10 protein-coding genes are annotated in these 12,446 nt (G+C 40.4%); 4 read left to right on the top strand and 6 right to left on the bottom strand.

The window, feature by feature from the left end:
- Positions 1–222: 222 nt before the first annotated feature.
- On the bottom strand, positions 223–558 hold the full coding sequence (locus SK086_RS08110; protein ID WP_290874207.1) for a winged helix-turn-helix transcriptional regulator: 336 nt from the start codon (positions 556–558) through the stop codon (positions 223–225).
- Positions 559–669: 111 nt separating this feature from the next.
- Between SK086_RS08110 and SK086_RS08105 the strand changes: the two genes are divergently transcribed.
- Together SK086_RS08105 and SK086_RS08100 are read left to right on the top strand one after the other, a co-directional pair.
- Positions 670–1,545, top strand: a complete 876-nt coding sequence (locus SK086_RS08105) for an SDR family oxidoreductase (RefSeq protein WP_324690840.1) — start codon at positions 670–672, stop codon at positions 1,543–1,545.
- Positions 1,546–2,777: 1,232 nt separating this feature from the next.
- Positions 2,778–3,110 (top strand): GIY-YIG nuclease family protein, encoded by a 333-nt coding sequence (locus tag SK086_RS08100; RefSeq protein WP_324690838.1) that lies wholly within the window; start codon positions 2,778–2,780, stop codon positions 3,108–3,110.
- A gap of 398 nt (positions 3,111–3,508) precedes the next feature.
- Here the strand turns inward: SK086_RS08100 and SK086_RS08095 are convergent, their stop codons facing one another.
- Positions 3,509–5,053: a T9SS type A sorting domain-containing protein gene (locus SK086_RS08095; RefSeq protein ID WP_324690837.1), complete on the bottom strand. Its 1,545-nt coding sequence runs from the start codon at positions 5,051–5,053 to the stop codon at positions 3,509–3,511.
- A gap of 138 nt (positions 5,054–5,191) precedes the next feature.
- Complete coding sequence (locus SK086_RS08090) at positions 5,192–5,611, bottom strand: hypothetical protein (protein WP_290874143.1); 420 nt, start codon at positions 5,609–5,611, stop codon at positions 5,192–5,194.
- 598 nt (positions 5,612–6,209) lie between these two features.
- On the opposite strand from SK086_RS08090, the gene pyrR reads away from it, so the two are divergent.
- Both pyrR and SK086_RS08080 read left to right on the top strand, forming a co-directional pair.
- The gene (gene pyrR, locus SK086_RS08085) at positions 6,210–6,743 is read left to right on the top strand and encodes a bifunctional pyr operon transcriptional regulator/uracil phosphoribosyltransferase PyrR (protein WP_324690834.1); all 534 of its coding nucleotides are present in this window, start codon (positions 6,210–6,212) and stop codon (positions 6,741–6,743) included.
- Between the two features lie 86 nt (positions 6,744–6,829).
- Positions 6,830–7,759, top strand: coding sequence for an aspartate carbamoyltransferase catalytic subunit (locus SK086_RS08080; RefSeq protein ID WP_324690832.1), 930 nt, complete (start codon positions 6,830–6,832; stop codon positions 7,757–7,759).
- Between the two features lie 30 nt (positions 7,760–7,789).
- Here SK086_RS08080 and SK086_RS08075 read toward each other — a convergent pair whose 3' ends face one another.
- The 3 genes from SK086_RS08075 to SK086_RS08065 all read right to left on the bottom strand — a co-directional run bounded on the left by SK086_RS08075 (position 7,790) and on the right by SK086_RS08065 (position 12,409).
- Positions 7,790–9,904 (bottom strand): DUF349 domain-containing protein, encoded by a 2,115-nt coding sequence (locus SK086_RS08075; RefSeq protein ID WP_324690830.1) that lies wholly within the window; start codon positions 9,902–9,904, stop codon positions 7,790–7,792.
- Between the two features lie 174 nt (positions 9,905–10,078).
- A complete protein-coding gene (locus SK086_RS08070) occupies positions 10,079–11,182 on the bottom strand; it encodes an endonuclease (RefSeq protein WP_324690829.1) in 1,104 nt (367 codons plus the stop codon).
- Positions 11,183–11,197: 15 nt separating this feature from the next.
- Positions 11,198–12,409 (bottom strand): RsmB/NOP family class I SAM-dependent RNA methyltransferase, encoded by a 1,212-nt coding sequence (locus SK086_RS08065; RefSeq protein WP_324690828.1) that lies wholly within the window; start codon positions 12,407–12,409, stop codon positions 11,198–11,200.
- Positions 12,410–12,446 lie beyond the last annotated feature (37 nt).

The raw sequence follows: 12,446 nt of genomic DNA, 5'->3' as shown, positions 1-12,446 counted from the left end.
TTCGGCGCTATTGTGTTAATTTTAGGGATAAGGGAATTATGAATTATGAATTAGGAATTAGGAATTACGGAAATGTGGAAGTTGTCGGTTGTCTGTTATCCGTCATCCGAAAATCTGAACATCTGTTCTCTGTGCATCTCCACAATCTCTGTGTATCTCTGTGTAACTTTTTTTAATCGTGAAGTTGTGGGTTGTGAGTTATAAGTTATCCAAACATCCTTTCTATTTTTTCAACAAAATATTTTCCAATCCCCATTGTTCCATGGCATTTAAAACCGGCGCCATGCTTTTGCCCAAGTCGGATAAGGAGTATTCCACTCGGGGTGGGATTTCATTGTATTGTTGGCGGATGATGAGTTGGTCTTGCTCGAGTTCTTTGAGTTGCTCGGTCAATACCTTTCTGGAGATGGTTGGGATTCGGGCGGCCAATTCCCCAAAGCGTCTGGTGTCGTTGCGGAGACAATATAAGATTACAGGTTTCCATTTACCGCCTATTAAGGCCAGCATGGCACTTACCGGACAATTGGTTTCGTTGATTTTTGGCGTATTAGTTACCATAGCGTTACTACTTATTGTTAGGTTACCCAAAGGTAACTTGTTACTTTTAAAAACTATTATTAGTTACTTTGCGTAACAAAAGTAAATATTAATTTTAAAACCACAAAAAAAATGATTTTAGTAACAGGAGCTGCCGGACATTTCGGTAAAGCAACCCTCCAAGCGCTATTGGCTAAAGGCATACCGGCGCACCAACTCACCGCCTTAGTCAGAAACGAAACCGCCGCCACCGATTTTAAAGCCCAAGGCCTCAACACCGCCATAGCCGATTATGATGACTATGCCTCGTTGGTTGCCGCTTTTACAGGTATAGAAAAACTGCTTTTTATTTCGGGCAGCGATCTATTGAAAAGGCTTACACAGCATGAAAATGTTATTAATGCGGCCATAGATGCCGGTGTTAAGCACGTAGTGTATACCAGCTTTCAGCGCAAAAACGAAACCGAAACTTCCCCTTTATGGGTAGTGGCACAATCGCACATCCAAACCGAGCGTTGGTTGGAGCAGAGCGGTATGGCGTACACCATTTTGAAAAACAATTTGTACATGGATTTTTTACCCGGCTTTATAGGGGAGAATGTATTGGAAAGCGGCGTTTTGTATGTGCCGGCAGGACAAGGTAAAGTAGGCGCGGTATTGCGTTCGGATATGGCCGAAGCAGCTGCTACTATTTTGACTACGCCGAACCACGAAGGCAAAACCTATGATTTCACCAATACCCAAGCCTTGTCTTACGAAGAGATAGCCATAACCATAGAGGCCGTTTCAGGTAAAAAAATCAATTACATTTCTCCTTCCGAAGTAGATTATAAAACCGTACTGAGCCATCACGGCCTACCGGAAGAAGCCATCGGTGTTTTCTCGAGTTTTGCCATAGCCCAAGCCCAAGGCGAGTTAGACAACGAGAGCCAGGATTTAGTAAAACTGTTGGGAAGACCACCGTTACCTATAACCGATTTCCTAAAACAAGTGTACGGAAACAAGTAACCATAGTAAAAGGTAGAGTAGCATTGCGGGTTTAAAGCCATTTTGGTTTTTGATCCGCAATGGCTTTTTTAACCTAACTCAGATTCCTAAGGTTTCCGACAGTTTAGGTTTACTTGGGTAGTTGTTCTCTCTCCAAACCAATGCTAATAGTACGCTCTTTGTCACCCTGAGCCTGTCGAAGGGTAGTCGAAGGGTTGTCGAAGGGTTGATGCTATTAAGCAAAAGGTCTTCGATACTTCGTCATCGCTCAGTACAGGCAGGCTCAGACTGACAATAGCGTTTTGTATTATTTAAGGTAGTAATTGAAATTTTTCAATTTAAACCAATACCAATTGTACGCACTTTGTCACCCTGAGCCTGTCGAAGGGCGGTCGAAGGGTAGTTGAAGGGTTGTCGAAGGGTTGATGCTATTAAGCAAAAGGTCTTCGATACTTCGTCATCGCTCAGTACAGGCAAGCTCAGACTGACAATAGCGTTTTGTATTATTTAAGGTAGTAATTGAAATTTTTCTATTTAAACAAATTCCAACTAAACACAAGATGTCACCCTGAGCCTGTCGAAGGGCTGTTGAAGGGCTGTCGAAGGGTTGAGGCTATTAAGCAAAAGGTCTTCGATACTTCGTCATCGCTCAGTACAGGTAGGCTCAGACTGACAATAGCGTTTTGTATTGTTTGTGGTAGTATTTGAAATTTTTCAATTTAAACCAATGCCAATAGTACGCACTTTGTCACCCTGAGCTTGTCGAAGGGCTGTTGAAGGGTTGTCGAAGGGTTGATGCTATTAAGCAAAAGGTCTTCGATACTTCGTCATCGCTCAGTACAGGCAGGCTCAGACTGACAATAGCGTTTTGTATTGTTTGTGGTAGTATTTGAAATTTTTCAATTTAAACCAATGCCAATAGTACGCACTTTGTCACCCTGAGCTTGTCGAAGGGCTGTTGAAGGGTTGTCGAAGGGTTGATGCTATTAAGCAAAAGGTCTTCGATACTTCGTCATCGCTCAGTACAGGCAGGCTCAGACTGACAATAGCGTTTTGTATTGTTTGTGGTAGTATTTGAAATTTTTCAATTTAAACCAATGCCAATAGTACGCACTTTGTCACCCTGAGCCTGTCGAAGGGCTGTCGAAGGGCGGTCGAAGGGTAGAAGTAGTAAATCATAACAAAGTACCAAATAAAGTTCTACAGCAAAAGTATAATGTATTAAAATTTAGTAATTTTATTACAAAAAAACAATGAAGACTTATTTTGTTTATATCTTAAAATGTAGCGATCATTCCTATTATACCGGTTTTACCAATAACTTAGAAAGACGAATGATGGAACATCACACAGGTAAAAACAAAGACTGTTACACTTTTGATAAAAGGCCTTTGGATTTGGTGTGGTTTGAAACCTTTAATGATGTACTCAACGCCATTGCGGTAGAAAAGCAAATAAAAGGTTGGACACGTAGAAAGAAAGAAGCCTTGATTAAAGAAGATTGGGATAAGTTAGTTTTACATGCTAAAAACTACACTCAATATGGTTCTCAACAAGATAATGGGTCTTCGACAGGCTCAGACTGACAATAGCGTTTTGTATTGTTTGTGGTAGTAGTTGGAATTTTCTATTTAAACAAATCCCAACTAAACACAAGATGTCACCCTGAGCTTGTCGAAGGGTTGTCGAAGGGTCGAAGGTTCAAAGAGTTGTTGGTTGTAAGTTATCCGTCATCCGAAAATCTGAACCTGTATTCTCGGTGAATCTCCACAAACTCTGTGTATCTCTGTGTAACTTGTCTAAACGTGAAGTTGTCTGTTATCCATCATCCGAAAATCTGAACATCTGACAACCTTTTTCCACAATCTTAAAAAGGGCTGGAACAAGAACCACTCGAAAGGATTGACTTCGTCGAATTTCATTTCGCTTGGCAGTCTGAGGGAGTGTGGGATATCATGAAATATTAGAAGAATAAAGAATATAACTACTGTTTTGTAAACTTATGAGTATGCTTATATTTTTCTGTATAAACTTCAAGCAGATAGATACCTTGCGGAAGTAGTTCAACATCAAAAAAATGATTGCTTGTTGTTTGTTCCAAAACGGTCTTTCCTGTGAGGTCTATGATTTTAATAGCTGTTATTGGTTCGGTCACTCCTTGTATCTGTAATACATCAGTAACAGGGTTTGGATATACAATGATAGCATTTCTTTGAAAATCAGTAGTCCCTAAATTCTCTCCACTCAATTTCAAAATCCAAAAATCGCTGTCGCCATGATTTCCTGATACATCTCCATCATTAGAATAAGTAAAGCCAGCCACTGCAAATCCGCCATCAGTTGTTTTAATTAAAGAAAAGGCTTCTTCATACTCAGAACCACCAAAAGGTTTCTGCCATTGAACAACTCCTGCTGTATTCAATTTTACAAGCCACACGCCACCGTTATCATTATTGCCCGTCACTACATCGCCATCATAAGATTGGCAACTCCCGGCAACAATAAAACCGCCATCATTGGTTTGCACTATGGAGTAGCCTCTATCGGAATTACTACCGCCTAATGGTCTTTGCCATTGTATTGTGCCCAACGAATTTAATTTAACAACCCAAAAATCATGCTCTCCGTGCTGTCCTGTAATGTTTCCATTACTTGCATTAGAATAAATAATGCCGGCTACAGCATAACCGCCATCGGTGGTCTTAATTATACTTATAGCTTCATCTTCATTAGTTCCTCCTAAAGCTTTTTGCCACTGAATGGTTCCGGCACTGTCTAATTTTACCACCCAAAAATCATAATCACCGTGATTTCCTGACACATCCAAATCATTGGAATACGTTTTACCGGCCATTACGTAACCTCCATCGGCTGTTTGGCTGATACTTTTTGCTTGGTCAGAAGCAGTACCGCCAAGAGTTTTTTGCCATTGTAAAACACCTGAAGAATTAATCTTAACAATCCAGACATCGCCTCCACCATTATTATCATTTATATCACCATCGTATGACGTAGTAAGACCCGCAACTATAAATCCACTATCAGAGGTGGGAGCAATGCTATATGCCATATCATTGTTTGTTCCTCCATATGTTTTTTGCCAAAGTATAGTACCGGCCGAATTTAATCTCACAATCCAATAATCATACTCTCCATGATTGCCCGTTACATCGCCATCCGTAGAAGCTGTAAAACCGGCAACAACATAACCACCGTCAGTTGTTTGAACAACACTGGTAGGAGTGTCCTCATCAGACCCTCCAAAAGACTTTTGCCATTCGATAGTTCCGGTGGCATTAAGCTTAACAACCCAGTAGTCTTGAACACCATGGTTTAACGTTACGTTTCCATCGGATGAATAAGAATAGCCAACTGTTAAATACCCTCCGTCCGATGTTTGTATAATCGTCGAAGCCATATCTTCAAAAGTTCCTCCCAATGTCTTCTGCCATTGAAGTGTTGGGGTTTGTGCAGTAATATAACTGGTGTTTATTAAAAAACTTACTAAAATTATAATGCTTTTTTTCATAAATTTTATTTGGACTATTAATCAACAAAAACCACGCGAAGGGATTGACTTCGTCGAATTTTATTTCGTGCGGTAGAGGGGGAGTGTAATAACTTAAAAAAACTGTTATGAGCTGATTTATAGCTATTCTCAGCAGTTTTAACGAATGGTTCGCTTCGTTATATTCTCATCATAATTTTGGATTAATGCATCCACTTTCTCCTCATTTAGTGTTCCATCACTATTAAGAACTTTGTTTTTTACTAACCATTCCAAATATGCAGTCCAAGATTTTTGTTGTTTAACCTCTAAGCCCTTTTTTAATCCAATAAATTTAATCTGGGTGTAATCATCTTCATAGTATGCCGGTGTTTCATTGTTATTTCTTTTTAAAAAGAGAATTTCATCATTACTCTTTAAGTCATAAAAATGTATCTGAAAGACACCAGCATCTTCGCGTTCATAACTTAAAACTTCTATTCCATCAAATAGAACTTTCTTCTTTTTAAGCTTAACTTCTTGCGCGCTAACAAAACTTGAAAATGTAAGGAGTGCTAATAGAGATAATGTTTTTTTCATGATATTTATATTTAGGATTTAAAATTAAGGCAAACGCTTTTAAAGTAACGGTTATATAGTTTTAATACTATTTGTATCGGTTAATTTTCAAATATAGCCAATATCGTACTAATTCTAATCCATCTATCTATAAAAAAAGCCACTCGTCGATTTTTTTGGTTTTTGGTCGGGTTTATTGTTGCTTTGGGGGTGTTACAGTCGTCCGCCGGTGGTTTGGCTTTGAGCGTAGCTTGGTTGGTCTTTCCCGCCAGCGGAAAGGGTTAAGAAGACGATGGAAAGGAGTAGAAAGGTTGTAAGTTGTTGATTATTTACTCTCTGTGAATCTCCACAATCTCTGTGTAACTTATTTAAACCCGCAACCCGCTAGCTACTCCATACCTAAGCCTACCCAAAGCCCATCCTAAGCCCACTATGGTGACAGTTAACCTATTGTTTGTGCTTCCGTGTAGCGCTAAACCTTTATGTCTCTCTGTGTAACTTATTTAAACCCGTAACCCGAAACCCGAAACCCGAAACCCACAACCCACAACCGACAACTCACAACTAATTTGAAATTAAACCAAAAAAACACTACTTTTACACTCCAAACAACACTACCATGAGTCAAAAAGTATTGCTCACTTCCAAAGAAGTCAATATCATACTCCATCGTTTGGCTTGTCAGTTAATCGAAAACCACCTCGATTTTTCCAATACCGTTTTGATAGGCATTCAGCCCCGCGGTGCTTATTTGGCCAAACGCATCCAACACCTTTTAGAAAACGATTATCACATCAATAACTTACAGTTGGGCTTTCTCGATATTACCTTTTTCCGCGATGATTTTCGCCGTGGCGAGAAAACCTTGGAGGCCAATAAAACCCAGATTGATTTTTTAGTCGAAGACAAAAAAGTCGTTTTTATAGACGATGTTTTGTTCACCGGCCGAAGCATCAATGCGGCTTTGACTGCGGTTCAATCTTTCGGAAGACCTTCGGAAGTAGAATTGTTGGTACTCATTGATCGCCGATTCAGCCGTCATTTGCCCATACAACCCGATTACCGCGGTCGTCAAGTAGACGCCATCCAAGATGAAAAAGTAAAAGTATGCTGGAGTGAAAAGGATGGAGAAGATGCGGTGTATTTGGTTTAGAGAAAAGGGAAAAGGGAAAAGGGATAAGAGAACTTTAGTAGACACAACAACATACAACACACAACATACAACTTACAACTAACAAAATGTCTGAACTAACCGTCAACCATTTACTAGGCATAAAATACCTGCAAAAGCAAGACATCGATTTGATTTTTGAAACGGCTGATCATTTTAAAGAAGTGATTAACCGCCCGATTAAAAAAGTGCCTTCTTTGCGCGACATTACCATTGCCAATATCTTTTTCGAAAACAGTACGCGTACAAAACTTTCATTCGAGTTGGCGCAGAAGCGCTTGTCGGCCGATGTGATTAGTTTTTCGGCAGCGCAATCTTCGGTTAAAAAAGGGGAAACGCTAATAGATACCGTGAACAACATCTTGTCGATGAAAGTAGATATGGTGGTGATGCGTCATTCCCATCCGGGTGCGGCGTATTTCTTGTCGCAAAACGTAAAAGCCAGTATCATCAATGCCGGCGATGGCGCGCACGAACACCCAACGCAAGGCTTACTCGACAGTTATTCTATAAGAGAAAGACTGGGCGAAGTAGGTGGGAAGAAGGTAGTTATTGTAGGCGATATTTTGCACTCGAGAGTGGCTTTATCCAACATCTACGCGCTGCAAATGCAAGGTGCCGAAGTGAAAGTCTGCGGACCGAAAACCTTAATCCCGAAATACATCGAAAGCCTTGGTGTAACGGTTGAGCCCAATTTGAGAAAAGCGTTAGAATGGTGCGATGTGGCGAATATGCTGCGCGTGCAAAACGAACGCATGGACGTGAATTATTTCCCGTCAACGCGAGAATATGCACAGCAATACGGAGTAGACAAAGCCTTGTTGGACTCGCTCAACAAAGAAATCGTCATCATGCATCCCGGACCGATTAACCGCGGGGTAGAAATCACTTCCGACGTAGCCGATTCGCAACAATCGGTTATTCTCGACCAAGTCGAAAACGGTGTGGCCGTTCGCATGGCGGTGATTTACCTCTTAGCCTCTAAATTACAACCATAAAAAAAGCCTCGAAATCTCGAGGCTTTTTTGTTATTCAGCTTTTAAGTTTCTGAGTTGTTTTAGCTTTTCTTTCAGCATGGCCAACTCTTCTTTTTTCAATTCGATATTTTTCTTCACTTCTTTCACCATTGGGTTATCCGCTTTGGCATTGGCAAAGAATTGGATGTTGTTTTCCAACTGGAAGATTTCGCCTTGTACTTCGTCAATTTTACGCATTAAGAACACTTTTTCGTTGTCTAATTTGCGCGTATCGTTGTTGGCCAAGTTGTCTAAACGATTGGCGTAACGCGTCATTTCGTTTTCTTTTTTGCTGGCGCTTAGTTTTTCGAATAAGGCATCCAAAATTTTGTTGAATTTCCCTTCGATGTGACGACGAGCAAACGGCACTTTGCCAAAGCTTTTCCACATTTCAATATGCGCTTTGATACCGTCTAAATCGGTTTTGTGGTCGCCGGTCATTTCAAATGCTCTTACGGTTTCCAAGTAGGCTTTTTTCTTTTCGAAAGCTTCTACTTCTTCAACGTTGACTTCAGATTTTTGTTCTTTCAGTTTTTCGAAGTACTCGTTACAAGCGGCACGGAATTCAGCCCACAATTTATCGGAGAATTTTCTCGGCACGTGACCGATGGTTTTCCATTCTTCCTGAATTTGTTTCATTAACGGCGTAGTAGCAGCAAAATCAGTGCTTTCTTTTAATTCCTGCGCTTTGGCTACTAAGGCTTGCTTTTTCGACAAGTTATCGTTTTGGTCTTTCTTGATTTCTTTATAGAAACTGTTTTTCAATACATTAAAGTTTCTCACGGCATTTTTGAAAGCAGCCCAAGTATCTTCACTAACTTCGGCAGGCACTTTACCGGCTGCAAAAAACTGGTTGCGTAAAGCTTCTACTTTTTCGATTTGGGTTAACCAAGCCGAATGTGCGTTTACTTTTTCTTGGGCAAGCACTTCAATTTGGGCGATGATTTCTTTTTTCTTCTCCAAATTAACGGTTTCTACGGCGCGCAATTGCTCGTATAAGCTCTCGCGTTTGTCGTGCATTTGTTTGGTCAATTCGCTAAAACGATTCCAAATTTCTTCGCGTTTGTCGCGGGAAACGGGACCGATTTCTTCTTTCCAAATGCGGTGTAAATCTTGCAACTCACGGAAGGCTTTGTTGATGTCTTCTAAGTGAATCAACTCTTCTACACGAGCGATGATTTTTAGTTTTTGGTCTAAGTTGTGTTTGAAATCTAAGTCACGCGCTTCACGGTCTAAGTGCAGAATATCATAGAAATTCTCCAAGTGGAAGTGGTAGTTGTTCCAAACGTGGTTGTATTTGTCTTTCGGTATCGGACCGGCTGCTTTCCAGCGGTCGCGAATGTCGTTGAATTTTTTTAAGGTAACCGGAATGCTGTCTTGGCTGTGTACCAAATTTTTCAGTTCTTCCACTATAGCCAAACGGTTTTCCAGATTGGTTTGTAGGCTGTTTTGTAAGCTTTTAAAATGCGCATTCTTTTTATCTCGGTATTGCGAGTAAAGTTGGTCAAACTTCACTTTCAACGGAAAATGATAATGGAATTCTTCTGTAGTATCCGGATTTTCGGCGTGGAACTCGTCTCTTTTCTCATCGATAAAATGATAGTATTTAGAGAGAAAGGCCTTTTTCAATTCTTCCACGTGGTCTTTCACCGACATTACTTTGTCTACCACAACCAAGTCGCCTAATTCAGCTACCAGTTGTTCCATCGATAAAGTGTCGTAATCCAACATCGGAATATCGTGACGGTCTTTCAGGGATTCGTCTTCGCTTTCTTCGGCATTGACTTCTTGAATGGCACTGATCACGGTATCGTTTTCAGAGGCCGGACTGTCATCGGTTATTGGCTCATCGGTTAATTCCACTACGTTTTCAGCAGTTTCCTCTACTGTTGTTTCAGGAGCTTCGGCTACTGCTTCAACTTCTGCTACAACGTCTACAGTTGCTGTTGCTTCTTCCACGGCTACCGTTTCTTCAGTTACAGCTTCGGGAGCTACTTCTGCCACCGCTTCAACTTCTTCAGTAGTTTCGGTGGTAATTTCTTGATTTTCAGCAGCGGTTGTTTCCAATGAGTCGTTAACTACATTTCCATCTGCGTCTTGCAGGTTATCATTCTTTTCTTCTAACATTTTTGTAAATGTTTAAGGGTTACACATTAATAGGGCGAAAGATACTAAACGAGCGTTACAATTCAAAGCAAATAAGGCTTATTTGTTGATTTAACCGACGAGCCGAACGGCGACCATAAAAAAAACGCCGTTGGGTTACAACAGCGTTTTTTGAAATGATAGTATTTTTTGAGTCTAGTTCACTAAGACTTTTTTGGTCACTGATTGGGAAGCATTGGCCAATTTGATAAAGTAAAATCCTTTTGGCAAATTGCTGATGGTGTAAGTGTTGTCGTTTAAAACCGGTTGTTTGATTTGTTGCAACACTTGACCGTTGATGGTGATGATTTCAATTTCTTCCAAAGTCACCTCCGATTGAATATTGATGATATCGGTAGTTGGATTAGGATACACCGCTACGCTGTTTAAATCTGAAAAAGTTGGATTTGACAACGGTAATCCCCAAACTTGAGTTACATAATTGTTGTTGTCGATGTAAGGGTTTCTATTGTTTTGACGGGCGTAAATAGCGTTGTTTCTGTCGATTTCTCTTTGACTTACAGGATCTTGAGCGTTCCAAGTCAATAATACGTTTAAAGCTTGATTGGTGAATACTTGCGTGCTTGTTCCGTTGAACATAGTGTAACTCCAGCTGGCTACTTGGTCTTCGTAGCGAGTTGCAAAATACAATAGCATACGAGCAATATCACCTTTAAATTCGTCTATAGGTTCAAACACTGTACCTACATAACCGGCTGAATACCCTGAGTTTAAATTGGAACCTCTTTTACTTCCGTTAGAATAGGTTGCATTAGGTGTGTTTACTTTACTGAATGGTAAATCACCTCTTTGTGCATTGACATATTTATCAGACGGCACTACAAAATGAGCATCAGAATACATTGGGAAATTGTTTTGTCCAAAAACCGATTGCGGAATCAAATGTTCGCGATTGTATCGATCGCATTCTGCATTTCCTAAAGTTCCGTCATCTTGCAAACCACCGCCATAAACGTATTCACATTCGCTTCCGGTAGGTTTTTCGGTATACATATCGAGCATGGTACCGTTGTTTTCGTAATAATTATCAACGTCAGAAGTCAAATAAGTAGTATACAAACCTGAATATCCACGATCTGTGTGATCGTTAATGATGTTGAAAAGTTGCGTTTTTAAAGTATATCCGGTACCAGTTGCCGTATTGTAATATCCGGCTGGAATAGCATTAACAGATAATGTTTGTTGGGCTAAACCTAAAAAGGCGAGGTTTAAAAAAAATAAAGTAAAGATTTTTTTCATGTGGTATTGAATTTCTTATTTGCGTTCGAGTAAGGCCATATAGAAACCGTCAAATCCGGTGTCTTGCGCCAAAATCTTCACGTCTTTCACAAAGGTAAATGATTTTCCCGTTTCGGTGCTTAAAAAACGCTTAACTTGTTCCTGATTTTCAGAAGGTAAGATTGAACAAGTAGCGTAAACCAATTTGCCGCCGGGTTTGACTATTTTAGAATAGTTTTCCAATACTTCTGCCTGTACTTTTTTGATGTTGTCTATAAACTCCGGTTGCAATTTCCATTTGGAATCCGGGTTTCTTTTTAACACGCCCAATCCGCTGCAAGGCGCATCGATTAGCACTCTGTCGGCTTTTTCATGGAGTTTTTTGATGACTTTAGTCGAGTCGATAATGCGGTATTCTATATTGAAAGCGCCATTTCTTTTGGCTCTTAATTTGAGTTGTTTGAGTTTACTTTCATACAAATCCATGGCAATCAGTTGGCCTTTGTTTTCCATTAAGGACGCCATGTGTAAGGTTTTACCACCGGCTCCGGCACAAGTGTCCACTACGCGCATTCCGGGTTTTACATCGAGGAAAGCGGCTACTAACTGAGAAGAAGCGTCTTGAACTTCGAATAATCCTTCTTTGAAAGCATCGGTTAAAAATACGTTGGCTCTTTCTTTAAGCACTAAAGCATCGGGTTGGTCTTTTAAAAACTCGGTTTCGATGTTTAAATCCATTAAAATGGCACGCAGTTTTTCTTTGGTAGTTTTTAGCGTGTTTACCCTAAGAATCACTTGTGCTTGTTTGTTTTGTGCCGCGATTTCTTTGGTCCATACTTCTTCGCCCAATTCTTTGACACCCAATTCATCCATCCAATCCGGAATGGATTCGCGCATTTTTCTGATTTTAGACAATTCGTCAAAACGACCTTTGATTTTTCGTTCCGGAGTGCCTTCTAATTGTCGCCAATCGGGAATAGGATACCCGCGCAATACAGCCCAAACGGCAAAAATACGCCATAGTTCATCGCGATTGAGCGGTTCTTTTACATCGGCGATTTCCATGTAAAGTCGTTTCCAACGTACAATTTCATAAATGGTTTCGGCCACAAATTTGCGGTCGGAACTGCCCCAACGTTTGTCTTTTTTCAAGGCACGTGCTACCACTTTGTCGGCGTATTCGCCTTCGTTAAAGATAGCGTTTAAGGAATCGATTGTGGTGTAAACTAAATTTCTGTGTAATCGCATTGGGTAAAAAATAAGCGTGCAAAGATATTCCTTTTTT

Source organism: Flavobacterium cheonhonense, from assembly GCF_035671315.1.
GTDB classification, from domain to species: Bacteria; Bacteroidota; Bacteroidia; order Flavobacteriales; family Flavobacteriaceae; genus Flavobacterium; species Flavobacterium cheonhonense.
This window is presented reverse-complemented; position numbering and strand designations above follow the sequence as displayed.

Coding starts and splice junctions, on each gene's coding strand:
- SK086_RS08095 (WP_324690837.1), bottom strand. CDS start 5,053: ATGAAAAAAAGCATTATAATTTTAGTAAGTTTTTTAATAAACACCAGT.
- SK086_RS08100 (WP_324690838.1), top strand. CDS start 2,778: ATGAAGACTTATTTTGTTTATATCTTAAAATGTAGCGATCATTCCTAT.
- SK086_RS08080 (WP_324690832.1), top strand. CDS start 6,830: ATGTCTGAACTAACCGTCAACCATTTACTAGGCATAAAATACCTGCAA.
- SK086_RS08105 (WP_324690840.1), top strand. CDS start 670: ATGATTTTAGTAACAGGAGCTGCCGGACATTTCGGTAAAGCAACCCTC.
- SK086_RS08065 (WP_324690828.1), bottom strand. CDS start 12,409: ATGCGATTACACAGAAATTTAGTTTACACCACAATCGATTCCTTAAAC.
- pyrR (WP_324690834.1), top strand. CDS start 6,210: ATGAGTCAAAAAGTATTGCTCACTTCCAAAGAAGTCAATATCATACTC.
- SK086_RS08070 (WP_324690829.1), bottom strand. CDS start 11,182: ATGAAAAAAATCTTTACTTTATTTTTTTTAAACCTCGCCTTTTTAGGT.
- SK086_RS08075 (WP_324690830.1), bottom strand. CDS start 9,904: ATGTTAGAAGAAAAGAATGATAACCTGCAAGACGCAGATGGAAATGTA.
- SK086_RS08090 (WP_290874143.1), bottom strand. CDS start 5,611: ATGAAAAAAACATTATCTCTATTAGCACTCCTTACATTTTCAAGTTTT.
- SK086_RS08110 (WP_290874207.1), bottom strand. CDS start 558: ATGGTAACTAATACGCCAAAAATCAACGAAACCAATTGTCCGGTAAGT.